Source organism: Pseudorhodoferax sp. Leaf265 (genome assembly GCF_001422365.1).
Classification (GTDB): Bacteria; Pseudomonadota; Gammaproteobacteria; order Burkholderiales; family Burkholderiaceae_C; genus Pseudorhodoferax.
The window spans coordinates 1-25,570 of sequence record NZ_LMMT01000023.1 but is presented as its reverse complement, the minus strand read 5'-3'; the positions used below and the strand labels follow the sequence as shown (position 1 = coordinate 25,570).

The 25,570-nt window shown below is 67.7% G+C and carries 23 protein-coding genes and 1 tRNA gene; 13 read left to right on the top strand and 11 right to left on the bottom strand.

Annotation, left to right across the window (positions count from 1 at the left end; all coding sequences use genetic code 11):
* Nucleotides 1-2 precede the first annotated feature (2 nt).
* A complete protein-coding gene (gene cyoA, locus ASF45_RS18715; protein ID WP_156473090.1) occupies nucleotides 3-971 on the bottom strand; it encodes a ubiquinol oxidase subunit II in 969 nt (322 codons plus the stop codon).
* A 228-nt stretch (nucleotides 972-1,199) separates the two neighbouring features.
* Here cyoA and ASF45_RS18710 point away from each other — a divergent pair, with 228 nt between their 5' ends.
* A complete protein-coding gene (locus ASF45_RS18710) occupies nucleotides 1,200-2,540 on the top strand; it encodes an MFS transporter (RefSeq protein WP_082551124.1) in 1,341 nt (446 codons plus the stop codon).
* Nucleotides 2,541-2,562: 22 nt separating this feature from the next.
* Here the strand turns inward: ASF45_RS18710 and ASF45_RS18705 are convergent, their stop codons facing one another.
* Nucleotides 2,563-3,153, bottom strand: a complete 591-nt coding sequence (locus ASF45_RS18705) for a hypothetical protein (RefSeq protein WP_056665985.1) — start codon at nucleotides 3,151-3,153, stop codon at nucleotides 2,563-2,565.
* Nucleotides 3,154-3,312: 159 nt separating this feature from the next.
* Here ASF45_RS18705 and ASF45_RS18700 point away from each other — a divergent pair, with 159 nt between their 5' ends.
* Nucleotides 3,313-3,900, top strand: coding sequence for an NADPH-dependent FMN reductase (locus tag ASF45_RS18700; protein ID WP_056665983.1), 588 nt, complete (start codon nucleotides 3,313-3,315; stop codon nucleotides 3,898-3,900).
* A 3-nt stretch (nucleotides 3,901-3,903) separates the two neighbouring features.
* Here ASF45_RS18700 and ASF45_RS18695 read toward each other — a convergent pair whose 3' ends face one another.
* Both ASF45_RS18695 and ASF45_RS18690 read right to left on the bottom strand, forming a co-directional pair.
* Nucleotides 3,904-4,176 carry a YkvA family protein gene (locus ASF45_RS18695; RefSeq protein ID WP_056665981.1) on the bottom strand — a complete coding sequence of 91 codons (273 nt, stop codon included), beginning with the start codon at nucleotides 4,174-4,176 and terminating at the stop codon, nucleotides 3,904-3,906.
* An 87-nt stretch (nucleotides 4,177-4,263) separates the two neighbouring features.
* Nucleotides 4,264-6,315, bottom strand: a complete 2,052-nt coding sequence (locus ASF45_RS18690; RefSeq protein WP_056665979.1) for a diguanylate cyclase domain-containing protein — start codon at nucleotides 6,313-6,315, stop codon at nucleotides 4,264-4,266.
* A gap of 118 nt (nucleotides 6,316-6,433) precedes the next feature.
* On the opposite strand from ASF45_RS18690, the gene ASF45_RS18685 reads away from it, so the two are divergent.
* Nucleotides 6,434-6,871: a YbaN family protein gene (locus tag ASF45_RS18685; RefSeq protein WP_056665977.1), complete on the top strand. Its 438-nt coding sequence runs from the start codon at nucleotides 6,434-6,436 to the stop codon at nucleotides 6,869-6,871.
* A 72-nt stretch (nucleotides 6,872-6,943) separates the two neighbouring features.
* Here ASF45_RS18685 and ASF45_RS18680 read toward each other — a convergent pair whose 3' ends face one another.
* The 6 genes from ASF45_RS18680 to ASF45_RS18655 all read right to left on the bottom strand — a co-directional run bounded on the left by ASF45_RS18680 (nucleotide 6,944) and on the right by ASF45_RS18655 (nucleotide 13,083).
* Entirely contained in the window at nucleotides 6,944-7,405 is a 462-nt protein-coding gene (locus ASF45_RS18680) for a Fur family transcriptional regulator (protein ID WP_056665974.1), read from the bottom strand.
* 14 nt (nucleotides 7,406-7,419) lie between these two features.
* The gene (locus tag ASF45_RS18675) at nucleotides 7,420-8,037 is read right to left on the bottom strand and encodes a hypothetical protein (RefSeq protein WP_056665971.1); all 618 of its coding nucleotides are present in this window, start codon (nucleotides 8,035-8,037) and stop codon (nucleotides 7,420-7,422) included.
* A gap of 165 nt (nucleotides 8,038-8,202) precedes the next feature.
* A complete protein-coding gene (locus tag ASF45_RS18670; RefSeq protein WP_056666951.1) occupies nucleotides 8,203-8,967 on the bottom strand; it encodes a glycosyltransferase family 2 protein in 765 nt (254 codons plus the stop codon).
* Between the two features lie 23 nt (nucleotides 8,968-8,990).
* Nucleotides 8,991-10,169, bottom strand: coding sequence for a CynX/NimT family MFS transporter (locus ASF45_RS18665; RefSeq protein ID WP_200932178.1), 1,179 nt, complete (start codon nucleotides 10,167-10,169; stop codon nucleotides 8,991-8,993).
* Nucleotides 10,166-11,920 (bottom strand): lipid A export permease/ATP-binding protein MsbA, encoded by a 1,755-nt coding sequence (gene msbA, locus ASF45_RS18660; protein WP_056665968.1) that lies wholly within the window; start codon nucleotides 11,918-11,920, stop codon nucleotides 10,166-10,168. Before msbA ends, ASF45_RS18665 begins: the two co-directional genes overlap by 4 nt.
* Entirely contained in the window at nucleotides 11,917-13,083 is a 1,167-nt protein-coding gene (locus ASF45_RS18655) for an O-antigen ligase (RefSeq protein ID WP_162244032.1), read from the bottom strand. The genes msbA and ASF45_RS18655 overlap by 4 nt, the downstream gene beginning before the upstream one ends.
* A 465-nt stretch (nucleotides 13,084-13,548) precedes the next feature.
* Here ASF45_RS18655 and tolB point away from each other — a divergent pair, with 465 nt between their 5' ends.
* From tolB to ybgF, 3 genes are read left to right on the top strand one after another with little or no spacing between them, the layout of a single operon-like run.
* Nucleotides 13,549-14,835 carry a Tol-Pal system beta propeller repeat protein TolB gene (tolB, locus tag ASF45_RS18650; protein WP_056665961.1) on the top strand — a complete coding sequence of 429 codons (1,287 nt, stop codon included), beginning with the start codon at nucleotides 13,549-13,551 and terminating at the stop codon, nucleotides 14,833-14,835.
* 35 nt (nucleotides 14,836-14,870) lie between these two features.
* Nucleotides 14,871-15,407, top strand: coding sequence for a peptidoglycan-associated lipoprotein Pal (gene pal / locus ASF45_RS18645; RefSeq protein ID WP_056665958.1), 537 nt, complete (start codon nucleotides 14,871-14,873; stop codon nucleotides 15,405-15,407).
* 5 nt (nucleotides 15,408-15,412) lie between these two features.
* Nucleotides 15,413-16,210, top strand: a complete 798-nt coding sequence (gene ybgF / locus ASF45_RS18640; RefSeq protein ID WP_082551122.1) for a tol-pal system protein YbgF — start codon at nucleotides 15,413-15,415, stop codon at nucleotides 16,208-16,210.
* Nucleotides 16,211-16,268: 58 nt separating this feature from the next.
* Here ybgF and ASF45_RS34685 read toward each other — a convergent pair whose 3' ends face one another.
* Nucleotides 16,269-17,291: a glycosyltransferase family 4 protein gene (locus ASF45_RS34685; RefSeq protein WP_082551121.1), complete on the bottom strand. Its 1,023-nt coding sequence runs from the start codon at nucleotides 17,289-17,291 to the stop codon at nucleotides 16,269-16,271.
* A 414-nt stretch (nucleotides 17,292-17,705) separates the two neighbouring features.
* Between ASF45_RS34685 and ASF45_RS18635 the strand changes: the two genes are divergently transcribed.
* The 7 genes from ASF45_RS18635 to ASF45_RS18605 all read left to right on the top strand — a co-directional run bounded on the left by ASF45_RS18635 (nucleotide 17,706) and on the right by ASF45_RS18605 (nucleotide 25,220).
* The gene (locus tag ASF45_RS18635; RefSeq protein ID WP_056665952.1) at nucleotides 17,706-18,491 is read left to right on the top strand and encodes a ThiF family adenylyltransferase; all 786 of its coding nucleotides are present in this window, start codon (nucleotides 17,706-17,708) and stop codon (nucleotides 18,489-18,491) included.
* Between the two features lie 41 nt (nucleotides 18,492-18,532).
* Nucleotides 18,533-18,608 (top strand) — tRNA-Lys (locus ASF45_RS18630).
* 76 nt (nucleotides 18,609-18,684) lie between these two features.
* On the top strand, nucleotides 18,685-19,911 hold the full coding sequence (gene tadA / locus ASF45_RS18625; protein ID WP_056665949.1) for a tRNA adenosine(34) deaminase TadA: 1,227 nt from the start codon (nucleotides 18,685-18,687) through the stop codon (nucleotides 19,909-19,911).
* Complete coding sequence (locus ASF45_RS18620) at nucleotides 19,908-20,927, top strand: LD-carboxypeptidase (protein ID WP_063887720.1); 1,020 nt, start codon at nucleotides 19,908-19,910, stop codon at nucleotides 20,925-20,927. Before tadA ends, ASF45_RS18620 begins: the two co-directional genes overlap by 4 nt.
* A 63-nt stretch (nucleotides 20,928-20,990) precedes the next feature.
* Nucleotides 20,991-21,914: an adenylate/guanylate cyclase domain-containing protein gene (locus tag ASF45_RS18615; RefSeq protein WP_056665946.1), complete on the top strand. Its 924-nt coding sequence runs from the start codon at nucleotides 20,991-20,993 to the stop codon at nucleotides 21,912-21,914.
* A 24-nt stretch (nucleotides 21,915-21,938) separates the two neighbouring features.
* On the top strand, nucleotides 21,939-24,431 hold the full coding sequence (locus ASF45_RS18610; protein WP_056665943.1) for a penicillin acylase family protein: 2,493 nt from the start codon (nucleotides 21,939-21,941) through the stop codon (nucleotides 24,429-24,431).
* Between the two features lie 126 nt (nucleotides 24,432-24,557).
* Complete coding sequence (locus ASF45_RS18605) at nucleotides 24,558-25,220, top strand: flagellar brake protein (RefSeq protein ID WP_162244031.1); 663 nt, start codon at nucleotides 24,558-24,560, stop codon at nucleotides 25,218-25,220.
* Nucleotides 25,221-25,570 lie beyond the last annotated feature (350 nt).

The window sequence follows — 25,570 nt, the reverse complement described above, 5'->3', positions numbered from 1 at the left end:
GATCAGAATTCCTGGAGATCGGTGCGCGTGGCGGCGGTGCACAGGGCATCCTCCGATGCGGCGGCGAGCTTGCGGGCGGCGGTCTGGGCCTGGGCGCGCTGGGCGTCCTTGGCCATCGTCTCGTGCATGCAGGTCTGGCCGTCCTCGACGCACAGGTTCAGCACGCGCTGGTACAGGCCGTCCTCGACCGTGGAGAACAGCGCCACGGGGTTGCGCTCGCTGGGCTTGACGAGGTCGCGGTAGGCGTTGCGCGTGAGCGGCTGGCCTTCGGCCTTGGCCTTGGCGACCCACTTGTCGAAGTCCTCGTTGGACAGGCCGTGGAACTTGAAGGTCATGCCAGAGAAGCCGGCGCCGCTGTAGTGCGAGGACATGCCCTTGTAGACGCCGGGCTTGTTGATCACCGCATTCAGCTCGGTCTGCATGCCGGGCATGGTGTAGATCATGCCGGCCAGGTCGGGCACGTAGAACGCGTTCATCGTGTGGCTGGAAGTCAGCTTGAACAGGATGGGGCGGTCCACCGGCGCGGCCAGTTCGTTGACCGTGGCGATGCCTTGCTCGGGGTAGAAGAACAGCCACTTCCAGTCCAGCGAGACCACCTGCACCTCCAGCGGCTTGGTGTTCTCGGGGATGGGCTTGCCGGCGGCGATGCGGTCCAGCGGGCGGTACGGGTCGAGCTGGTGGGTGCTGATCCAGGTCAGCGCGCCCAGCGCGATGATGATGACCAGCGGGGCCGACCAGATCACCAGTTCGAGCTTGGTGGAGTGGTGCCACTCCGGGTCGTAGTCGGTCTGGGCATGCTTGCCGTCCTGGCGGTAGCGCCAGGCGAATAGCAGGATCAGGAAGATCACCGGCACCACGATCAGCAGCATCAGCAAAGTGGCGATGACCACCAGCCGACCTTGCTGGGCCGCGACGTCGCCGGCTGGAAAGAGCACGACCATCTTGCTGCAGCCGGCCAGCAGGCCGGCCATGGCGAGTAGAAGCGGTGCTCGGAGGAGGTTCAGTAGGCGCATGCTGTTGAACGGGGGTTCGGGCAACCCTCTGCGGGTTACTCCGGGTTGCAGATAACCCGGAAATGTATCCGGGCTTCATGGCTTGGGCGATTGGACGTTTTGTCCTACATCAAGCGCGGCGCCCACATGCCACGGTATATAGTGGCCTCTCGATAGGCAAGTGGCAAACCCAGTGGAGACCGCTCGATGTCCAGCATCAGCCAAGCAGCAACCCTTCCCATTTCCTTCGACGAGCGCCAGCACGGGCGCTTTCCTGAAACCGAGAACCACGTCGACCCGGGCGACATCGCCGTCGGCGTGGTGATCGGCCGGACTTCCGAATACTTCGACTTCTTTGTCTACGGCATCGCCTCGGTGCTGGTGTTTCCCGCGGTGTTCTTTCCGCACATGCAGCGGCTCGACGGCACCCTGTGGTCATTCGCGCTGTTCGCGCTGGCCTTCATCGCGCGGCCGATCGGTACCGTGGTCTCGATGGCCATCCAGCGCCGCTGGGGCCGGGCCACCAAGCTGACGATTGCGCTGTTCCTGCTCGGCTCCTCGACCGCCGGGATCGCCTTCCTGCCCGGGACCGCGAGCCTGGGCTTCACGGCGGTCTGGCTGCTGGCCGCGCTGCGCATCGGCCAGGGGCTGGCTCTGGGCGGCTCCTGGGACGGCCTGCCGTCGCTGCTGGCGATGAACGCACCCAAGGGCCGGCGCGGTTGGTATGCCATGCTGGGCCAGCTGGGCGCACCGATCGGCTTCATCCTGGCCAGCGCACTGTTCGCCTACCTGTACGGCGCGCTGTCGCATGCCGACTTCCTCGACTACGGCTGGCGCTACCCCTTCTTCGTCGCGTTCGCGATCAACGTGGTGGCACTGTTCGCGCGGCTGCGGCTGGTGGTGGCCGAGGACGTGGAGGAGCAACTGAACCAGCGTGAACTCGAGCCCGTCTCCGCCACCGAACTGGTGCGCACGCAGGGCGCCAACGTGTTCATCGGTGCCTTCGCGGCGCTGGCCAGCTATGCGCTGTTCCACCTGGTCACGGTGTTCCCGTTGTCCTGGATCCAGCTGTACACCGAGCAGTCCATCGTCGGCTTCCTGCTGATCCAGGTGCTGGGCGGCTTCCTGTGCGCGGCCAGCATCGCGATGTCGGGCCGGCTGGCCGACCGCTACGGCCGCCGTCGCACGCTGGGCACGCTGGCGGCCATGATCGCGGTGTTCAGTGGCTTCGCGCCCACGCTGCTCGATGGCGGCACGCTGGGCCAGGACGTGTTCATCCTGCTGGGCTTCATCCTGCTGGGGCTGTCCTATGGCCAGTCCTCCGGCACGGTGACGGCCAACTTCGCACCGCGCTACCGCTACACGGGCGCGGCGCTGACCTCCGACATCGCTTGGCTGTTCGGTGCGGCCTTCGCGCCGTTGGTGGCACTGGGCCTGTCGGCCCACTTCGGCCTGGGCTACGTGAGCGTCTACCTGCTGTCCGGCGCAGCCTGCACGCTGGGTGCACTGGGCCTGAACCGCGCACTCGAAGACCGCGAGCGCGACTGATCCATCGATCAGGGCAGGGCGCTCAGCCCTGCAGCGCGACGTCGATGTAATAGACGCCCCAGGGGCACAGTGCAAAGCGCTCGTGCACGGGCTTGTCCTTGAACGCGGACAGGTTGTCGGCGTCGTACACCGCCCATTGCGGGCCCAGGCCACCGAGCGCCATGGGCTGGTCGTCCAGGTGCGTGGCCACCACCATACGGTAGGCCTGCACGTCGGCCAGCGAGAGGACGGCGTTGTAGCCGTCGACCGCGCGTAGGCCCAGGCGCAGCGGGGCCTTGAGGTCGGCGCCGGCTTCGGCCAGCACGGTGGTCAGCAGCGGGCCGCTCAGCTTGTGCTTTTTGTTGTCGTATTCCAGCGTGGGCGTGATGTGCACGCGCACCAGGCGCTGCAGCGCCACGCCGTCGAAGGCGAAAGCGGTGCTGAACTGCACCTTGTGTTTGGCCATCATCTGGTCCAGCGCCTTGTCCAGCGGCCCGCGGTTGCCCTTGCCGATCGCGCCGCCCACCGTGAGCAGCGTGGGCTGGCCGCCAGCGGCCGGCTTGGCGGCACCCTGGGCCCGGGCCGCGCCGGCGGCGGCCAGCGCGGCGCCGGCCAGGAAATTTCGCTTGTGCATGTCTTCTCCCGTGGTTGGTGGCGGGCGGATTATGGTCGGGCGCCCGACCGTCTTTTGCATGGCGCGGCGAAGCCAAGGGCGAACGCCCGACTTGGGCCACAATGCCGCCCGGCCGACCCGTCGGGCGGCGTTCCATGTTCTTGTTCCCGAAGTTCATCCATGTCTGCACGCCGTCTCCTCGTCATCCCCGCCAGCGCACGCACCGGCTCCTTGAATGTCCAGCTGGCGCGCCATGCGGCGCGCGTGGCACAGGCGGGCGGCTGGCAGGCGCAGCTGCTGGACCTGCGTACGCTGGCGCTGCCGGTCTACGACGGCGACCTGGAGGCCGCCGAGGGCGTGCCGGCCGGCGCGCTGGCCTTGCAGCAGGCCATTGCCGAGAGCACGGCCGTGCTGGTGGTGACGCCCGAGTACAACGGCTTTCCGACGCCGCTGTTCGTCAACGCCTTCGACTGGCTGTCGCGCATCCAGGCGGCCGACGGCCATCCTGCGGGCCTGACCAGCACCGCCGACAAGCCGGTAGGGCTGCTGTCGGCCTCGCCCGGGCCGCTGGGCGGCCTGCGTGCCATGAACTTCGTTCGGCAGTATCTGCAGATGGCCTTCGCCATGCTGGTGGTGCCGCAGCAGTTCGCGCTCGGCCGGGCGAACGAGGCGTTCGATGCCGAGGGCGGCCTGGCCGATGCACGCGCAGCGCAGTCGGTGGCGCGTGTACTCGACGCGCTGGCGAGGCTGGTACCGGCCGAGCGCTGAGCTTCAGCCGGCGCGGGCCGCCAAGTCGGCCTGCAATCCTGCTGGCAGGCGCGCGAGCAGCCAGCGCAGGGCCAGTGGCAGCAGCACCAGGTCGTCGACAACCCCGAGGAACGGGATGGCATCGGGCAGCAGATCGACCGGGCTCAGCAGGTAGACCAGCAGGCCGGCCGCAGCCAGCTTGAACCAGCGCGGCGCACGCGGGTCGCGCAGCGCCCACCAGAACTTCATCAGGTCACCCCGGACCAGGGTCCACAGCAGCGACACACGTTTGAACATCGGCGGAATTCCTCCAGCAGGCCAGCGGGCCGTTGCCCAGGACATGGGGACCGGCGCCGCCCGCGCAAGGCCCACAGACACCTTGTTTCACATCGGCTTGCGGCCGGAGCGCTTGGCGGCGTACATCGCGCTGTCGGCACCCGAGAGCAATTCGTCGGCCGATATGCCGCAACGCGGCTGGTAGACCGCGCTGCCGATGCTGACGGAGACCTGCACCGTGGCCGCCTCGAGCACGAAGGGCGCGGCGATGGTGGCATCGATCTTGGCGGCCACGGCGGCGGGGTCGGCCAGCGGATCGCCGACCGGCTCGAGCAGCACCACGTACTCGTCCCCAGCCAGCCGCGCCACCGTGTCGGTGACGCGCACGGCAGCCACCAGGCGCTGACCGACCTGGCGCAGCAGTTCGTCGCCGGCCTCGTGGCCGTGTGTGTCGTTGACGGCTTTGAAACCGTTCAGGTCCAGGAACAGCAAGGCCAGGCTGTGGCCCTGGCGCTCCGAGCGCGCCAGCGCAGCAGGCAGGTTGCGTTGCAGCAGGCGGCGGTTGGGCAGGCCGGTCAGCGCGTCGCGGGTGGCTTCGCTCTCCAGCCGCAGTTCCAGCTCCTTGCTGGCCGTGGTGTCGAAGACCAGCGCATGGAAGCCGTCGACCTGGCCTTGCCCATTGCGGTAGGGCAGGTAGATGGCCGTGCTGTGCTGGCGCTGGCCGCGCACCACCATGCTACGCTCGAACTGCACGCGCTCACCCTGCAGCACGCGGGCCAGTTCGGGCTGCCACAGGCGCACGGCGGCCTCGCCGTAGAGGGATTCCATGGTCTCGCCGATCAACGCGTCCGGGTCCTTGCCGAACCAGTCCAGGTAGGCGCGGTTGGCAAAGCGGTAGCGCAGCGTGCGGTCGACATCGGCCACCAGCGCGGGAATGTTGTCGGTGATGGTGTGCAGTTGGGCCTGGCTGGCGCGGATCTGGGCCGTGCGTTCGGCGATGCGCGCTTCCAGCCCGGCGTTGACCTGCTCGAGTTCGGCGCGGTCATGCGCCTCGCGCGCGTCTGCATCGGCCAGCGCGCGCGACAACAGTTCGACCTCGCGGTAGGCCGTCTGCAGCGGAATCGGCCTGGCCTGGCCAGCGCGGCGCGCACCGACCGCCTGCGTCAGCCGGTGCAGGGGCCGCGTCAGCCGCTGGGCCGCCAGCGGCGCGCACAGTGCGGCCAGCAGGCATACGGCGATGCCGCCGATGACCATCTCGCGCTGCAGCTGGTGGTAGTCGGCGAAGGCCTCCTGTTCGGCCTGGCGCACCACCACCACCCAGCCCAGGCCGGGGTAGTTGTCCTGGCCCACGGTGGGCACGATGGCCGTCGCGTAGTGCCGGCCGTCGCCCCAGTGACGCATGGCGGCGCCCGCGGCGGCACGCAGTTCGCCGACGGCGGGCAAATCCAGCGGCTTGCCTTCGGTGCCGGCCGGGCCCAGCAGCACCGTGCGTTTGGCATCGACCACGAAGAGCTGTGCCTGGTAGACGGATTCGGCCTGCGCCAGCAGGTTGCGCTGCAGGTCGCGCGCCCATTCCCAGCTCAGGTGCGCGCCCAGCACGGCCTGCAGGCCGCCGCCCGCGTCGCGGACCGGCATGGCGACGTCGACGAAACGCCACGGCTCCTGCTGCTGCGGCAGCAGCTTTTCCAGCAGCAGGGCGGCGTGCACATCCCCGACGAAGGCGCCCTGCACGCCGCCCTGAAACCAGGGCCGCTTGGACACATCCTGGCCTTCGAGCAGCCCGCCGGTGGCCGCCTCCACGCGGCCGTCACGGTGCACATAGCCGATCCAGGCGTACAGCGGAAAGCTCTGCTGCACGCGCTCCAGCACGGCGCGCCGCTGCTCGGGCCGTTGGCCCGGCTGCATGTCCTGCAGGCCGGAGAGGATGCGCAACTCCTCGTAGCGGTAGGCCATGCCGCGGTCCAGCTGGTCGCGCATCTGCCAGCCGATCTGCGCCAGCGCGGCCGTGGCCGTGCGCGCGGCGTGGCGTTCCGCAAAGCGTTCCACGAGGAGCAGCAGCACCACCACGGCCACCAGCACGGCCCAGGCCAGAGCGATGGCAATCCAATACGCGAGGCCGCGGCGGCGGGCTGGCGGTGCAGGCGAAGCCGTGGAGATCATGTCTTGGATTTCATCAATTTTGAGGATAAGACATTCGACATTCTGGACGAGTCGGTGTTGTGTGGGCCGTCCGCGCCGTTTCCGGCCCAAGAGCGCTGGGCCAGAATGCAGCCCAGCCATGCCGACCGACGATCCGCGCTCCAGTGACAGCCCCGCAGCGGGTGCGCCGGCCGTGCAGCCTCTGCCTGCACCGTGGCGCTGGCTGTTGCTGCTGCTGGCCTGTGTGTCGCTGGCCACGGGCGTGGTCGGCCTGTTCGTGCCGGGCCTGCCGACCACGGTGTTCGTGCTGATCGCGGCCTGGGCGGCGGCGCGCAGCTCGCCCCGGCTGCACCGCTGGCTGCTGGACCACAGGGTGTTCGGCCAGCTGATCCGCGACTGGCAGGCCGGCGGCCGTGTGAGCCGGCGTGCCAAGTGGCACGCCACGCTGGCCATGTCGGCCTGCGCGGCCATCTTGCTGTGGGCCGGCAGCCGCTGGTGGGTGAGCGCGCTGGCCTGCGGATGCATGGCCGCCGTGCTGTGCTGGCTGTGGTTGCGGCCGGAGCCCGTGCCGGGCTGAGCGCGCTGGCGGTGCCTGGCCCGTTGCCGCCCCGATGCGGTGAGCGGTGGCGCGCATCAGGCGCGCCTGGGATCAGGCGACCAGCCGCGGCCGTTGCGTGGTCCTGGCTGGCATCGGCACGAGGCTATCAACCACCACGCTGAGCGCCTGGCCTCGCAGATCCTGGCCCTGCGCCGCAGCCGCAGCCAGCAGCCGTGCACGCAGTTCAGGATCGGCCAGCGTGACGGTGCGGCCGCTGCGGCGGCAGACCAGCCGCACCACCCGGGCATCGACGCCCTCGGACTTGATGCCGTAGAGCGCGCGGCGCTGCCCATCCCATTCGTGCACCAACAGGCCGGCCACGAGCAACTGCTGCACCACGCGGTAGACCGTGCCTACGCTGACGCGCGTGCCCCGCTGCAGCATGTGCTGGAACAGGTCATCGGCGCTCAGGCAGCCGGGTGCGGCGGACTCCAGCACCTGGAGCAAACCGATGCGCGCGACGGTGGGCTGCAGCCCGGCAGCCCGCAGGCGCTGCAGCACGGTGGTGCCCATGGCGACCGGCGCGTTCAGCGCGGCACCTCGAAGCTCAGCGTGGCGGTGTGGCGCACGTCCTCGTACGTCTTGCCATCCAGCGTGACGCTGCCGTTGTTGACGCGCGCCGTGACCTCCAGCACGTACAGGCCCGGCATCCACGGCGTGAAACCCACGGTGCCGTCCTGCGCCGGCGCGAGCACACGGCGCCAGCCCTCGCTGGTCTCCACATGGACCTGGCTGGCCGCCACGGGCCGGCCCTTGAAGAACAGCTGGAAGCGGTTGCCGCCGGGCTCGGTGGGCACGAGCTCGAGGTCGTTGAGGGGCTTGGTCTCGGCGCGCCCGAAGCGGGCCTGGAGGTAGGTCAGCACGCCGTCGCCGGTGCGCACGGCCGTGAAGCGCAGGTCGCCCGCCTGCGGCTGGAAGGCGTAGTGGTTGGCGGCCGTTTCCAGCGGCAGCGTCTTGCCTTCGGGCAAGACGGGCCTGGCGTCGCCCAGCGCGGGAAGCTGCGCCAGCGGCTTGCCGAGTTCGCCGACGTAGACCTTGGCACGCCCGCCTTCGGATTGCAGCCAGAGGTAGTCGGCCTGTGCAGCGCTGGCGATCAGCAAGGCGGCGGCGCAGGCGGCAAGCCGCCCGGCGGTGCGGAAGTTCATCGGTTGGTGTCCTCGTCTGGAGATGCGTGGCAGGCAGGAGACCGGGAGGGCGCGCGGATGGCACACGCCTCGGTAGGTGCTCTTACTGTGTATGACGCACGAGGCCTGCGAAACCAGCACCTCCTTACAGAACTTTTACAACTCGGTGCAACGACTGTGCGGCACCTACGGTTGCCTGGGCGTGTTCAGTGCCATGAGCTTGAGGTACTTGTAGAAGGTCGTCTCGGCGTTGTAGACGGCGATCAGGAAGCCCGCGCGCCCGTCGCGGAAGCCTTGGCGCACGAGGTAGGTCCGCACGAAGGCCCACAGGCCGTGCACGATGGCGCTGCCCAGCGAAGCCTTCTTGCCGCGCGCCTGCATGTCGCGTGCGCCGACCGCGGAATAGCGGTTGAGCTTCTCCAGCACGTCGTCCAGGTCCTGGTAGCTGTAGTGGACCAGGCTGTGGCGCAGGTCCTGCCGCGTGCCGTCCACGGTCATGTGGGCGTGCAGCAGGTGCGCGGTGAAGCCGGCTTTCTCGCGCCGCACGAGACGCAGTGTGTAGTCCGGCCGCCAGCCGCTGTGGTGGATGAACTGGCCGCAGAAGCTGGACAGGCGCGGCAGCCGGTAGCCGTCGGCGGCGCCGGAGGCGATGGCCGCACGGATCTCGGCCTGCAGCTCGGGGCTGATGCGTTCGTCCGCATCGAGCGACAGCACCCAGTCGCAGCGGGCCATGGCGATGCCGCGCTGCTGCTGCGGACCGTAGCCGGGCCAGTCGGTGGGAACGACGCGTGCTCCCTGTTCGGCCGCCAGGGCAGCGGTGGCGTCGGTGCTGCCGGAGTCCAGCACCAGGATCTCGTCGGCGAAGCTGGCCGAACGCACGCAGTCGGCGATGTGGTGGGCCTCGTTCTTGGCGGCGATGACGACGCTGAGGCTGGGAGAAGGCGAAGACATGCCTGGATTGTCGGCGAGGCCTGTCAGCCCCGCGTCGCAGTCATGCGCCAAGCCAGCAGCGCGCCGGCCACGCAGCACAGCCCGGTCAGCGCCCAGGTCCATTGCCAGCCGCCCGCCAGCCGTGCGACCCAGCCGACCAGCGGCGGCAGCGCGAACTGCCCCACCGCCGAGCACTGCTGCATCCAGCCCACGGTGGTGGCGACGGTGTCGCTGCCTGGCGCCAGCCGTACACACAGCGCGAACAACGTGGCCGGGACCAGGCCGCCGACCAGTGAGAACAGCAGCACGGCGCCGGTGCGGACGGCAGGGCCGGCGTCCAGCGCCGGCAGGAAGGCCAGCATGGCGCCCAGTGCCATGGCGGAAAAGCCGGTCCACAGCAACTTGCGCGGGGCTGTGCCCCGGCGCAGCAGCCGGCCCGCGGCGATGTTGCCGCCGATGTTGACGGCTGCCACCAGTGCCGTCAGCGCGCCAGCCAGCTGGGCGCCGACCTGGGCTTGCGCGAACACCGTGGGCAGGAAACCGACCACGGCCAGCCACTGGCCGGCGTACATGGCGAAGCTGGCGCCCAGCAACCAGGGCCCGGGTGCGGCCAGCGTGCGGCGCAGCCGCGCGGACCAGGCGCCGCGCCCCGGGGCTGCGCTGCGCGCGTCGGCCGGCAGCGCCAGCCAGAGCAGGGCCGCCATGGCCAACGACGGGGCGGCCAGCAGCCACCACCAGCCCGACCAGCCCAGCCGCGGCAGCAGCCAGGGGCCGGCCAGCAGCGCCGTGGCCGTGCCCAGCGGCATGCAGGCACCCCACCAGCCGAGCTTGGCGTCGAGTTCGCCGGGCGCCGCGACCCGGCGGATCAGGCTGGGGCCGGGCGTGACGGCCAGCAGGAAGCCGAAGCCCTCCAGCGCACGCAGGACGAGCAGGGCGGTCGCGTCCTGGGCGAAGCCGCCGGCCAGGCTGGCCGCGCTCAGCAGCACCAGCCCCGTGGCCATGCAGCGCTTGAGGCCCAGGCTCTCCCCCGCCAGGCCGACCGCCAGGCCCAGGCCCATGCCGGCCAGCTGCACCAGCGAGAGCAGGAAGCCGGCCTGCACCAGCGACAGCTCCAGCGCCTCGCGCAGCACGGGCAGGGCCGGCGGCAGCTTGCCCACATGCAGGGCGGCCGCCACGCCGGCCAGCACCACGGTCCATGCCGGGTCGCTGCGGCGTTCGCTCACCCGGGCAGGCCCAGGCCGTGCAGGCGGGCGTAGGCGCCGTCGCGCGCCAGCAGTTCGGCGTGGGAGCCGGTCTCGACGATGCGGCCGGCTTCCATGACGACGATGCGGTCGGCGTGCTGTACGGTGGACAGCCGGTGGGCGATGACCAGCGTGGTGCGGCCCTGCATCAAACGCTGCAGCGCGGCCTGCACGGCGCGTTCGGACTCGGTGTCCAGGGCCGAGGTGGCCTCGTCCAGGATCAGCACGGGTGCATCCTTGTAGAGCGCACGGGCGATCGCCAGGCGCTGGCGCTGGCCACCGGAGAGCTGGGCAGCGTTGTGGCCGACCAGCGTGTCCATGCCCTGCGGCAGTTCGGCGACCAGTTTGTCCAGGTTGGCGTCGACCAGACATCGCGCCAGCCGCTCGCGGTCCAGCGGCTGGCCCAGCGCCACGTTGGCGGCCACGCTGTCGTTGAGCATGACCACGTGCTGGCTGACGACGGCGAACTGGCGCCGCAGCGCCATCACGTCCCAGTCCTGCACCGCATGGCCGTCCAGCGCCACCCGGCCCGCGGTGGGTTCCAGGAAGCGCGGCAGCAGGTTCACGAGCGTGGTCTTGCCGGCACCGGAGGCGCCGACCAGGGCGACGGTCTCGCCGGCGGCGACGCGCAGGTCCAGGGCATCGAGGGCCGGCTGGCCGCTGCCGTCGAACTGCACGGTCACGCCCTCGAGCGCGATGTCGCCGCGCGCACGCGGCAGGCTGAAGCTGCCACCGCGCTCGTCCTCGGTCTGCTGCATGAGCTCCAGGGCCCGCTCGATGGCGGCCAGCCCGCGCGTGATCGGGTTGGCCACTTCCGACAGGTGCTTGATCGGAGACACCAGCAGCAGCATCGCGGTGATGAAGGCGACGAAGCTGCCGACCGAGGTGCCGTCGTCGGCACTTTGCACCAGCGCAATGGCGATCACGGCCGACATGGCCACGGCCACCAGCATCTGGGTGAGCGGCGACATGGTGGAGGAGGCCACGACGGACTTCATCGACAGCTGGCGCAGCCGCTCGCTGAGTTCGTTGAAGCGCTGCTGCTGCAAGGCTTGCGCGGACTGCAGTCGCACATCGCGGTGCGCCAGCACGTTTTCCTCGACCACGTAGGCCAGCGCATCCGTGGAGCTCTGGCTGGCCCGCGTGAGCTTGTAGAGCCGGCGCGACAGCACGCCCATGACCCAGGCGACCGCCGGGATCAGCAAGGCCACGATCAGGGTCAGCTTCCAGTTCAGGTAGAGCAGGTAGCCGACCAGCGCCAGCAGCGTGAGGCTGTCGCGCGAGAAAGCCATGATGGCGCCGACCAGCACCTGCGAGCCGGTCTGCACTTCGTAGACCACGGTGTTGGCCAGCGAGCTGGCCGACTGGCTGCGGAACAGCCGCAGGTCACCGGAGAGGATCTTGGCGAACAGTTCGCGCCGCAGCTGCAGCAGGCCCTGGTTGGCGATGCGGCCGAGCGCGTAGTTGGCTGTGAACGCCGCCAGCCCGCGCAGGCCGAACAGGCCCAGCAGCGCGACCGGGATCGCCCACAGCGGCAGGCTGTCGCGCTGGAAGCCGCGGTCCAGCAGCGGCTTGAGCAGGGCCGGGATCATGGGTTCCGTCGCGGCGACCACGGCAGTGGCCAGCACCAGCAGCGCCCAACCCGCGCGGGCGGAGCGGAAGTAAGGCCAGACGCGCCGCAGGCGTTGGCCGATCGAGGCCTTGGGGGCGGATGTGCTCGCAGTGGTGGTCATGCGGCGCGGCCCGTCGCCTGCGCCGGCTCCGGGGCGGTGCGCAGACTCAACGCCATCAGCAGGCCGATGGTGACGCAGAAGAAATCACCGATGGCCGCGTCGAACAGGATGGAATTGAACATGCAGGAGATCAGCAGGGCGGCCACGGCCGAGGCACCGGCGCGCACAGCAGGCCGTTCGCCCAGGCACAGGTCGCGGTAAAGGGAGTACAGCAATGCGCACAGTAGCAGCATCGCGCCGACGCCGGCCTCCACGCCCCACAGGAGGAACTCCTGGTGCGGGTTCCTGACACTGTAGGTAAACGGGTTGCCGCGTCCTGCATCGAGGCGCCTGTACTGCTGGTTGAAGCTGCCCACGCCGAAGCCGCTCCAGGGGCGTTCGGCGATGGCCTGGACCGAGCGGTGCCAGAAGTTCAGCCGCTCGCCCGAGGACGACCGGGTTTCGGCCCGTTCGGCGAATGCCAGGCTCTCGTCCACCACCAGGCCGGCGCGGTAGCGCATGGGTTCGGAGACGACCAGCAGCAGCGCCGCCACGGCGATGGGCGCCAGCACGCCAAGAAAGCGCATCCGCCGCGGAAGCAGCCACAGCAGCGCCAGCGAGATCACGGCGGTGGCCACCAGGTGGCCGGTGCGGCCCGGCATCACCAACAAGGTACTGGCCAGCCCGAGTGCGGCCACCGCGATCGCCGCCTGGCGCATCCAGGGCCGCGGCAGGTAGCCGCGCAGGTGCCAGCAGATGGCTGCCAGCGTGGCCGTCATGATGGACTGGCCCAGGTAGTTCGTGAAGACGGCGTGGTCGATGGTGGCCGTGTCGGCCGTGGCCCAGGGCACGGGCACGCCCAGCACCAGCAGCCAGGAACTCAGCAGCAGGAACACCTGGGCGCCGACGAACCAGGCGAGCGCGATCAATGCCTCGCGCCGGGTGCGCAGGAACAGCACGAGGACAGGGATCAGCAGCAGCTTGGCATGCTTGCCCAGCGCGCCGAGCGCCTCGCCGCTGGGCGCCGTGGTCCACAACAGCGACAAGGCCAGGAAGGCGAGTGCCGCCAGCAGGACCGGTGGAGAGCGCAGCCGCGCTGCGGCAAGGTCACGCCTTCCGTGCAGCGCGGGCCACAGTACAAGGCCCAGCGCGCTGACCAGGAGCAAGGCTTTGGAGATGCTCACCACCGCCATCGGAAGCCCGACCGCCATGGCCATCAGGCATGCAAGAACAAGACGTAGATTCAAGAACGGTCCATCGAGGGCAGGGCGGTGCGCGAACGCGGGCGTGGCACGACCGCGGGCGCGGCATTATCGGTGCCAAGCGGCGCGGATTCGCGCCTTCCGACTCTGCTATCCTCGCTGGCTGTGGTGCTACCGCCACCGTCTCGTCACCGCCTCCCGTGCCTAGCCACCTCCCATTCCCGTGCCTGCCGGCCGTCGGCGGGTGGAAGCGCTTGCGCGCAGGGCTTGTGTCCGCCAATTCCGCAGGCTGTGTCGGGCATGCGATCGCGCTCCCGTCCTATGGCGTGGGAGGGATCGTGGATCCCACCATCGGTGCTGGCTGCACCCACAACATTTTGAAACCTTGAACGGGAACTTCCTGGGGTTGATCTGACCCGAGTGGCTCGCGTTCATTACATTTCCTCCATGCCATTCGAGTTTTCTCCCCGACGTCGGCACTGTGTTGCAGGGCTGGCGCTCGCCGGGGCCTTGCCCGCCTGGGCGCAGTTTCGCGTCGAAGTCACGGGTGTGGGCCTGACCCAGTTGCCCATTGCCGTCGCCACCTTCCGGGGCGACGACCAGTCGCCCCAGAAGATTGCCGCCATCGTGCAGGCCGACCTCGAGCGCAGCGGCCAATTCCGCGGCGTCGATGTCTCCGGCGCCGCGCTCGACGAGGCGTCGCGGCCCGACATGGCGCTGTGGCGCCAGCGCGCCGCCGACTCCTTGCTGACCGGCAGCGTGACGCGGCTGGCCGATGGCCGTTTCGACGTGCGCTTTCGTCTGTGGGACGTGGTGCGTGGCCAGGACCTGGGCGGCCAGAGCTACAGCGTGGTGCAGGCCGACCTGCGCCTGTCGGCCCACCGCATCGCCGACTACGTCTACGAAAAGCTGACGGGGGAACGCGGTGTGTTTTCCACACGCATCGCCTACGTGACGCGGGCTGGCCAGCGCTACACGCTGTGGGTGGCCGATGCCGATGGCGAGAACAGCCAGACCGCGCTGGCCAGCCCCGAATCCATCATCTCGCCGGCTTGGTCGCCAACCGGCCAGCAACTGGCCTATGTGTCCTTCGAGTCGCGCAAGCCCGTGGTCTACGTGCACGACGTCGCCAGCGGCCGGCGCCGGCTGGTGGCCAACTTCCGCGGCTCCAACAGCGCGCCAGCCTGGTCGCCGGACGGCCGAACGCTGGCCGTGACGCTCACGCGCGACGGCGGCTCGCAGCTCTACGCGATCGACAGCAACGGCGGCGAACCGCGCCGGCTGACCCAGTCCAACAGCATCGACACCGAACCTGCGTTCTCGCCCGACGGCAAGAGCCTGTATTTCGTCAGCGACCGTGGCGGTGCGCCGCAGATCTACCGCATGCCGGCGTCCGGCGGTGCGGCCGAGCGCGTGACCTTCAGCGGCAGCTACAACATCTCGCCGGCGCTGAGCCCGGATGGCCGCTGGCTGGCCTATGTGTCGCGCATCGGCGGCGCGTTCCGGCTGCAGGTCATGGAACTGGCGAGCTCCACCGTGGCCGGCATCACCGACACCACCGCCGACGAACGCCCGAGCTTTGCGCCCAACAGCAAGCTGCTGGTCTACGCCACGGTCCAGAATGGCCGCGAGGCGCTGATGACCACCACGTTGGACGGCAAGATCAAGGCCCGCCTGGCCGGCCAGGCGGGCGACATCCGCGAGCCCGACTGGGGCCCGTTCCTGAAGGCTTGAGTACCGGTTTTTTTGTCAAAAAGGGGAGTGTGTAAATGAAGCAGTTCGTATTGACCGCGATCGTCGCCGCCGCTCTGGTGGGTTGCAGTTCGCCCGTGAAGCTGGACGATGTGCCGGTCCAGGACAAGGCTGGCACGTCGGCCTCGACCATCGGCTCGCAAGGCGCTGGCGCCGGCAACGTCGGCCAGAGCAGCGTGGCACCCGTGGACCTGAGCAAGTCCAACGACCTGGCCGCAGGCCCGGCTGGCGCACGCACCGTGTACTTCGGCTACGACAGCTACAGCATCGAAGCCAACGAGCAGACCACGGTCGAGAACAACGCCCGCTTCCTGCGTGCCGACCGCAACCGCAAGAGCGTGGTCGAAGGCCACACCGACGAGCGCGGCGGCCGCGAGTACAACCTGGCCCTGGGCCAGAAGCGCGCCGAAGCCGTTCGCCGCTCGCTCGTGCTGCTGGGTGTCGGCGACAACCAGGTGGAAGCCGTGAGCTTCGGCAAGGAAAAGCCGGCGGTGCAAGGTTCTGACGAGGCCGCCTACGCCAAGAACCGCCGCGCCGAAATCACCTACCGTTGAAGCGCATGCGCACGACAGCAGTGATGCGTGCCGGCGCGCGCGCGGCCGCGGCGGCCTGCCTGGGCATGGCACTGCTGGCCAGCATGCCGGCGCACGCGTTGTTCGGCGACGACGAGGCGCGCCGCGCCATCCTGGAGCTGCGCCAGCGCCACGATGCGCTGCAGGCCGCGCAGCAAAAGGCCGGGGAGGAACTGCGCCGGGTGAACGATGAGAACACCCAGATGCGGCGCAGCCTGCTCGACCTGCAGACCCAGATCGACGCTCTGCGTGCCGACCTGGCGAAGTCACGTGGGCAAGAAGAACAACTGGCCCGCGACGTCGCCGAGATGCAGCGCCGCCAGAAGGACATCGCCCAGGGCGTGGACGAGCGCCTGCGCAAGTTCGAGCCGACCAAGGTGACGGTGGACGGCCGCGAGTTCCTGGCCGATCCGGCCGAGACGCGCGACTACGAGGCCGCGCTGGCGGTGTTCCGTAAGGGTGACTTCGCGCCCGCCGGCACCGCCTTTACCGAGTTCATGAAGCGCTACCCGCAGAGCGGCTACCGCGCGCTGGCCTTGTTCTGGCTGGGCAATGCCCAGTACGCCACGCGCGACTACCAGGCTGCCATCGGCAACTTCAAGAACATGCTGACGGCGGACGCGAACCACCCGCGCGCACCCGAGGCCGCGCTGTCGATCGCCAACTGCCAGCTGGAGCTCAAGGAAGTGCGCGGCGCACGCAAGACGCTGGAAGACCTCATCAAGGTCTATCCGCAGTCCGAAGCGGCCGCGGCTGCCAAGGACCGTCTGGCCAAGATGCGTTGATGCAGTTTGCGCAAGAACCGACGGCGCCACGACATCTGTCGTGGCGCCGCCTCAGTATTCAAATCGCATGGCCAGGAGCGCTGGACGCTTCTGGTTTTTCCAGTCGGTCCACATAAAATCTGGTGCGCCTACGCAAGGCATCGCGGGAAAATAGTCTCTCGACTGTTGCGCGGGCTTGTGCGCCAATGCGATGGCGCATCGCCGGATCGGCCTTCAAGGTGCCGATGATGTCGACCGCCTCGGCCGTCGTGCGAAACAAGAATCCGTTCTCGCCGTGTTCAATATGCTCGGCGTAACCACCGTGAACATGGCAGACCACGGGTAGAGCACATGCCATGGCCTCCAGCACGACTCGGCCAAAGGTTTCCACATGCGTTCCGCTGCGGTAGCAAAAGACATCCAGGCGATTGAGAAATACTTCTGCTGCAAAAGTTCCTTCAGCGAGGAGGTTGCAATTCGGCCTCCTGCCTAGTTGCTCCTGAAGAACGGTGCCTCCTTGGATTTCGAGATGGCAGCCCATATCCAGCAGCGCGCAGTACAAGTCTTTGTCCTCGGCGTGATGCTTGTCGGCGGTGTCTCGACTCATCCGGCCTACCGTGAATGGGCGATCAGCTGCTTCGGCGGGAAGGAACCTCGACGCGTCGATCGGAGAAGGATGCACCACGCCTGCGAGCCCCAGAATGTTCTTTTGGAACTCGCTGATCAGAACAATTTCCGCATCCGGCCATCGTAGCCAGAAAGGAAGCTTTCCTATCAGAGCCGCGATTTTGGGATGGAACGTATTGAAAATGTAAATCAGCCGCTCCGGTGGAGTGATGAAGAGCGGCCACGCCTTGTTCCTCCAGTGCGCGCCCGCAAATACGTAGGTGCCACCTTGGGGAACGTTTCTGGAAAGGACGGATATCTTGCGAATTTGGTGTTCTTCCAAGAGTATCTTTGAAGCGCGGGACGACGCTGCCCACATCGACACATCTGCGACCTCTTTGAGATTTTCGTAGAGAAACAGCGTTTCCTGCTCGCTGCCACCATAGGGATTCATGAAACTGTTGAAGATATGGATCTTCTTTCTATCTTCTTGCATATTTGATTCAAGGTCGGTTCTTCACGGTCTTTTATCCGGAGCTTGCGGTTCGCAGATCTCTCGCGAGCCGCATACTGTGGGGCATTGGCTGTGTCGAGTGCCTCGGAAGTGCAGGGCGCTGGCCTGAATTTGCCGACATGGAAGCTTCGTTGGTGTTGTGCGCCAAGGTCGCGACGCAAGGTACCGAACTGCATGCCTGCTCGCCTGCAAAGCAATGTTGGCGGGCGGCGAAACTGAGGAGTTATTTTTGAACTTTGCTATTGTGATCCGAGCGCGGGAGAGTTCGAACGACTGGGTGCTGGCGTCGCACGGCTTCTGCGAGAACGGTTTCGATGGTGGGTGGAATGCTTCGAACCGTGCAGCCAGTGTCGTGCTGGTCTCGCGTTGTCGGAACTGGTGCCTGGAGTGCTTGCCATGATCGCGCCAGACGAACCGGATCTGGCGCGGCGCTTCGGTGGCCTGGAGCGGCTCTACGGCATGGCCGGTGCCGGCGCCATCCGCTGCGCGCACGCCGTCGTGGTGGGCATCGGTGGCGTCGGATCCTGGGCCGCCGAAGCCCTGGCCCGCAGCGGCGTGGCGCAGCTCACGCTGGTCGACATGGACCACATCGCCGAATCGAACATCAACCGCCAGATCCATGCGCTGGACAGCACGGTGGGCCAGGCCAAGGTGCTGGCCATGCGCGAGCGCATCGCGCAAATCCACCCGGGCTGCCAGGTCCACGTCGTCGACGACTTCGTGACGCCTGAGAACTGGCCGGGACTGCTGCCGGCCGATGCCGACGCCGTCATCGACGCCTGCGACCAGGTGGCCGCGAAGACGGCGATGGCGGCCTGGGCCCGCGGTGCGGCCGCACGGCGCCAGCTGTTCATCGGGGTGGGGGCAGCCGGCGGCAAGCGGCTTGCGCACGAAGTGCAAATCGACGACCTGGCCGCCGTCACGCACGATCCGCTGCTGGCCCAGCTGCGCCAGCGCTTGCGCAAGCACCACCAGGCGCCGCGCGACGGCAAGCGCATGGGCGTGGCCTGCGTGTTCAGCCGGGAGCCTGTGGCACCGCCCGATCCGTCCTGCGCGATCACAGGGGACGGTAGCCTGAACTGCCATGGCTATGGATCCGTGGTCAGCGTGACGGCAACCTTCGGCCAGTGCGCGGCGGGTTGGGTTCTCGATCAAATTGCGAGGCGCGTGCAAAAAGCCTGATTCGTCTGGCTATAATCGTTGGCTTTGCTGCTTACAGCAGTGGGACGTTAGCTCAGTTGGTAGAGCAGCGGACTTTTAATCCGTTTGTCACTGGTTCGACCCCAGTACGTCCTACCACCCATTCGCTCCTTGGGACATCCGCCATGCCGTCGATGCTCAAGCTTCTCCCCCCGTTAGCGCACCGCCCTCGTTCATGACGGACGATGAAGCCATGGCGCTCGCGCTGGAGCAGGCGCGTCGCGCGGCTGCGCAGGGCGAGGTGCCGGTCGGCGCCGTCGTGCTGCACCAGGGCAGGGTGGTCGGTACGGGCGCCAACGCGCCGATCGCACTGTGCGATCCCACGGCGCATGCGGAGATCGTGGCACTGCGGGCGGCGGCCCAAGCTCTGGGCAACTACCGACTCGAGGACTGCGAACTGTTCGTCACGCTGGAGCCTTGCGTGATGTGCAGCGGTGCCATGCTGCACGCACGGGTGTCCCGCGTGGTCTATGGCGCGGCAGATCAGAAGACCGGCGCTGCGGGCTCGGTGGTCGACCTGTTTGCCCGGGGTGGCTTGAACCACCACACCAGCGTGCGGGGCGGGGTCCTGGGCGAGGCCTGTGGCGCGCTGTTGCGCGATTTCTTCCTGCAGCAGCGCCAGGCGCAGGCCGGCGCGCGCGTGCCCTTGCGCGAGGATGCGCTGCGCACGCCGGCCGGATGCTTCGCCGGACTGGCGGACTATCCCTGGCAAGGGCGGTACATCCGCAGCCTGCCGAGCCTGGCCGGCCTGTCGATGCACTACCTGGACGAGCGCGGGCAAGGCGATGCCGACCCCCTGACGCTGCTGTGCGTGCACGGCGCCCAGGGCTGGAGCTACAACTTCCGCACGCTGCTGCCGGTCTGGCTCGAAGCCGGGCATCGCGTCGTTGCGGTGGACCTGCCGGGCTTCGGCATGAGTGACAAGCCGAAGAAGGAGGGGGCGCACAGCCCCGCCTGGCACCGCACGGTGCTCGATGAGTTCGTACAGGCGCTCCAGTTGCACGACATCGTTCTGGTGCTGCAGGGTTTAGGAGGTTTGCTGGCGTTGGATCTGCCGCGGCGTGCGCCGGCACGCTACCGAGGCCTGGTCGCAGTGGATGCCAGCTTCTCGGGGGCCGTCGCGATGCGCCCGAATGGCGGGCCATGGCCGGCGAAGTGGCAACACGCCCAGGCACGGCAGGCCGTGCAGTTGCTGCAGCAGGAGCCGCGCAAGGATGCAGCTGACGCGCCGTTCCCCGACGCGGGCCACCGCGCCGGGCCACGCGCGTTCCTGCGCTGGACGACGGACACATGGGAGGTGCCCGACTGGCCCGCGGCACAGCCGCCGGCCGCCGCCAGTGGAAGTGCCACGCTGGCCCGCCAACTGCTCGACGGATTCGCAGTGGGATACTCCCGCCCGTGAATTCCAAGCACATCTACATCTATTCCCCAGCTGGCGCCGTGCGCGACAAAGCCGCGTTCAAACGCGCAGTGCAGCGCCTGCGCGCACAAGGCCATGCGGTCGAGATCGACGAGGCCGCGCTCAAGAGCCACATGCGCTTTGCCGGTGACGACGACACGCGGCTGGCCGCGCTACACCGCGCCGCGGCGAGCGGCGCGGACATCGCCCTGATCTCGCGGGGCGGCTATGGCCTCACGCGCATCCTGGACCGCATCCGCTATCCGGTGCTGGCGCGTGCCGCGGCGCGCGGGCTGCGCCTTGTCGGCCACAGCGACTTCACGGCCCTGCAACTGGCGTTGCTGGCGCGCGCTGGCGGCATCAGCTGGGCCGGGCCTGCGCTGTGCGGAGATTTCGGCGGCGAGGACGAGCCTGACGAGATCATGCAGGCTTGCTTCGACGATCTGCTGCTGGGGCAGGGCGAGGGCACGGGCTGGCGCATCGGCCGCGACGATCCGATGCCGGCATCGCGCGCGCGCCGCGGCACGGCGCCGGCCGAAGATGTGCCGCCGTCTTGGGCTGTGCGCGATGCCACGCTGTGGGGCGGCAACCTGGCCGTGCTGAGCGGATTGGTCGGCACGCCCTATCTCCCCGACGTGCGCGGCGGCGTCCTGTTCCTGGAGGACGTGAACGAGCACCCGTACCGGATCGAACGCATGCTCACGCAGCTGTTGCATGCCGGCGTCCTGGCCCGCCAGAAGGCCGTGGTGCTGGGCCAGTTCACGGGATACCAGACGGTGGCGCACGACCGCAACTTCCGTCTGACCACCGTGGTTGCCTGGCTGCGCAGCCAGATCAAGGTGCCGGTCTTCACCCAGATGCCGTTCGGCCATGTGCCCACCAAGGTGCTGCTGCCGGTCGGCGCGAAGGTGCAGATGGTGGTGGAGAACCGCGAGGCGTTGCTCTTCTGGGGGCATCTGGATGGCGACCACCACGGCCATGGGCAGCACGCACACGAAGGGCACGGCCACGCGCATTGAGCCCGCGGCCGGCGACTTCCCCTACACTGCGGGCATCTTCCCGCCATTCCCCCCCGCAGCACCATGGGCGTTCAGGCCACGGTTGTTTTTGCAGACCTTTCGGACAGCACGGCGTTCTTCGAGACGTTGGGCAACGAGAAGGCGACGGCGACCATCACGCGGCTGACGCAGTGGATCGGCGCCATCTGCGAGGCCCACCGCGGACGCGTGGTCAAGACACTGGGCGATGGCATCCTGGCCATCTTCGAACAACCCGTCGATGCAGCCGACGCTGTCGTCCAGATGCAGCGCGGACACCGCATCCGGCTGGAGCAATGGCCTGAGCCCCTGCGCATGGAGATCAAGGCAGGCGTGGCCAGCGGCGATGTGGTGGAGGTCGATGGCGACTGTTACGGCGACGCCGTGAACGTGGCGGCACGCCTGAGTGATCTGGCCGGAGGCAGCGAGATCTGGGCCACCGCGTCCGTGGTCGATGGCGTCGATGAAGGCCAGGGCCTGCGCTTTCGCACCCTGGGTTCGGTCACGCTGCGCGGCAAGGCCGAGCCGCTCGCGCTGTTCAAGGTGGAATGGGAGGAAGACATTGCTTCCGACTTCCTGACCCAGCAGGCCGTGCTCGCGCGGCCAGCGATGGCCGACGCATCTGCGTCGAGTCGCATCCAGTTGCAGCATCTGGATCTCTCGCTGAGTTTTCACGCGAGGGAGTTGCCGGTGCACCTGGGCAGGAACGAGCATGCCGAGGTTGTCGTCAACGATCCACGGGTGTCCCGTCTGCATGCACGCATCGAAGCCCGCAGCGGCGGCTTCGTGCTGGTCGATCTCAGCAGCTTCGGCACCTGGGTGCGGTTCTCCGGCAGCGATTCGGAAGTTGCACTGCGGCGCGACGAATGCCAGCTCCATGGCACGGGAGAAATTGCCCTGGGCGTGCCGCACGGCGATCTCAGCGCGCCGACCGTGGCGTTCTCCATCAACGGCAGCACACAACGCTGACCCTGCTACCGCGAGGGATCTTTGATGCGATGGTTCAAGCGCCTCGGCGCCGTTCTGCTGTTCGTCGTCCTGACCGGCCTGCTGGTTCTGGGCATGTACGTGTGGCGCAGTTTTCCGCAACTGGACGGCACGCTGCGCGCGCAGGGCCTGCGGAGCGCGGTCACCGTGGAGCGGGATGCTTCCGATGTCACGCACATCAAGGCGGCGACGGCACGGGACGCCTGGTTCGCGCTGGGCTTCGTGCATGCACAGGAGCGCGGCTGGCAACTGGAGTTCAACCGGCGCGTGATGCGCGGCACGCTGTCCGAGGTTCTGGGCGAAGCCACCCTGGAGACCGACAAGCTGATGCGCACGCTGGGCATCATGCAGGCCGCGCAGCGCCAACTCGAGCGCATGCCGCCCGAGGCCCGCGCCGCACTGGAAGCCTACAGCGAGGGGATCCAGTCCTTCTACACGAACCGGCCACAGGCCTTGCAGCCGGAATTCCTGGTGCTGGGTGTGCGCCCGGGCCAGAGTGGCAAGGCGTGGGAAGCAGTGGATTGCATCGGCTGGTCGCTGATGATGGCTCTGGATTTGGGCGGCAACTGGGGCACCGAGTTCGCACGACTGTCTGCGGCCCAGGCCGTGGACACGGCCCGGCTGTGGGAGCTGTTTCCGCCTTACCCTGGTGAGCCGCCAGCCTCCGCAGTGGATTTCGCTGCGCTGTACCGTCAGCTGGGCATCTACCGCACCGAACCGCAGCCCAGCCCGAAGACTTCACGCGCGTCGGACAGCGTGCCGCTCACGGCGCGCCTGCTCGACGACGCCGCGCGCCGCTGGTCGGCAGCCTTCGTGCGCGATGCCGGCCTTTCCGAAGGCAAGGGCAGCAATGCCTGGGTCGTCAACGGCAGCAACACGGCATCCGGCAAACCCTTGCTCGCCAACGATCCTCACCTTGGGCTCAGCGCGCCGGCCATCTGGTACTTCGCACGCCTGCAGGCTCCGAAGCTCGACGTGATCGGCGCCACCTTGCCCGGACTGCCTTTCGTGGTGCTCGGCCGCACGCGCACCGCCGCCTGGGGCTTCACGAACACCGGGCCCGATGTGCAGGATCTGTACATCGAGCAGATCAAGCCGGACGATCCGATGTCTTACCGCGTGGAGGATGTCCAGGGCCAAGCAGCCTGGGCCCGGTTCGATCAGCGCGTGGAGACCATTCGCGTGAAAGGACAGCCGGATGTCCAGCACACGGTGCGCAGCACGCGCCACGGGCCCGTCCTCAGCGATGCGCAGAGCGCACATGCCAAGTTGATCGACCTGAGGCGCTATGTGCTGGCACTGCGCTGGACGGCCCTGGAGGCGGACAACAAGACAGCCCTGGCCATGCAGCGCGTCAACGAGGCGGGCACTGTCGCCGAGTTGCTGGCTGCCTTCTCGGACTACCACTCGCCGATGCAGAACGTGATGATGGCCGACACGGCCGGCCGCATTGCCTACAAAGCCGTGGGCCGCGTGCCATTGCGGCGGCCTGACAACGACATCCGGGGCATCGCGCCCGCACCCGGCTGGGATCCTCGCTACGAATGGGCTGGCTGGTTGCCCTACGCCGAGACCCCCGAGCACGGAGCGGGCGAGGGCGCCCAGCCCGCCTGGATCGCGAATGCCAACCAGCGCGTGACACCGCCGGGCTACCCGTACTTCATGGGGCAGGATTGGGCCGTGCCCTACCGTTTCGACCGCATCGTCGAGCGGCTGGCCGCAACGCCGCGCCACGACGCACGAAGCATGGCGCTGCTGCAGGGCGACACCGTTTCCCTTGCCACCCAGCGGTTGCTGCCGTATCTGCGCAGGGCCCCGTCCGGCCATCCGTTGGCCCTGGGCGTGCAGCGCATGCTGCGAGATTTCAATGGCGACATGCGCGGCGACAGCGCCGCCGCGCTGGTGTTCTCGGTATGGGTTGATGAATTGACACGTAGCCTCCTGGTGCCCCGGCTGGGACAGGTGCGTTTCGATGCGTTGTATGGCAAACGACATTTCCGCAGCACGATCGAAACCGCGCTCGCGGCAGACGACGCGTGGTGGTGCGCACCGGGCGGCTGCGTCGATCAGGCCGGTCGGGCACTCACGCGTGCTCTGGACAGGCTGTCAAAACTCTACGGAGACGACCCCTCGCGTTGGCGCTGGGACGAGGCCCACATGGCGTTGAGCGTCCACCGGCCTTTCGGCAATGTCGATCTGCTGGCGCGCTGGTTCGACGTGCGGGTTCCCACGGGCGGCGACACTTTCACCGTCAACGTGGGGCAGTACTGGCCCAATGACGCCAAGACCCCGTTCGCCAGCCGCCACGCGGCGTCTCTGCGCGCGATCTATGACCTCGCGGACCTCGAACGCAGCCAATTCATGTACCAGACCGGGCAAAGCGGGCTGGTGTTTTCAAGTCGCTACCGTGACATGAAGAAGGAATGGTCGCACACGGACTATCGACTTTTGCGCATGGCGCCGGAGAGCATTCCGCATACACTCCAACTAGTACCATGAACTGTGCGACACGCGCGCGTAAACTGCGTGGTTTTTGAACAGATGACGGTGCAAGGCAGTCTCAGGCGGCTCCACCCAAATTTCAACACCGAGATGAGTAAAAAGGCAAAGATCGAGTTTGAGGACATGAACCTGCAGGTCGGCGTCCGCCTGCAAATCATGCCGAAACAGGCGAGCAGTCCAACGGTGCAGTACACATCGCTGATCGGCTTTGTGGTGGATGACTATCTTTTGATGCAGGTGCCGCAGCAAGATGGCAAGCCGGTCGAAACGGCGGCTGGGGCGGATGTCGCACTGCGCGTGTTTTCAGGGGTATCGGTGTTCACCTTCGACGCGCGCATCGAGGCCGTGTTGAGCAAACCACGACCACTCATGCTGCTGTCGTTCCCGACGAACATCCAGAAAGTCGGGCTGCGCAAGGCCGTACGTGTCAAGGCCAATATTCCGGTGCGTGTGGTCAACCCCACCAACCGCGAAGTGGTGAAAGAGGCGACGCTGTCGGACATCAGTCTGTCTGGGGCACTCGTGTCGACACCGAATCCGCTGGGTGCGGTCGGCGACACCATCGAGATCAATTTCTCTATTCTTGTTCAGTCGCAGAACGAGGATGTCGGCATTTCGACGACGGCCTCGATCCGTAGCGTGCAACAGGCCGTTGGCACGGCACCGGACGGCGGGGCGTTCTATACCGTCTATACCTACGGCATCAACTTCCTCGACATCGACGCAACACACCAGGCCTTGTTGCAGAACTACGTCTACGAAACGCTGCTGATTCACCGCAACTGAAACGGGGCAGGATTTTGATCCTGCCTCTTTGTGGCCTTTTATTTACATAATATACATCGTATAAATTATTGTTCGCGTATTGCAACGCGACGATAGCGGCGCCGAGCAGCGCTGACCGACGGCAGCAAACTTGACCCGCAAAGTGGAAGTAACCCTATTCCGCTCTGAGGAGCCCCCTAGTTTTCACCGACAGCGGGCCAACTTTGCTCCCATTCCACCGACAGCGGGTGAATCGACCCGGGTTCAGTAGACACCTTCGAGCCTCAAACCTGAGGCCCAATAGGAGGTGCCATGACGAACAAGCAACCCTACCCTGAAGAATTCAAGATCGAGCACGTGGACGACGACGA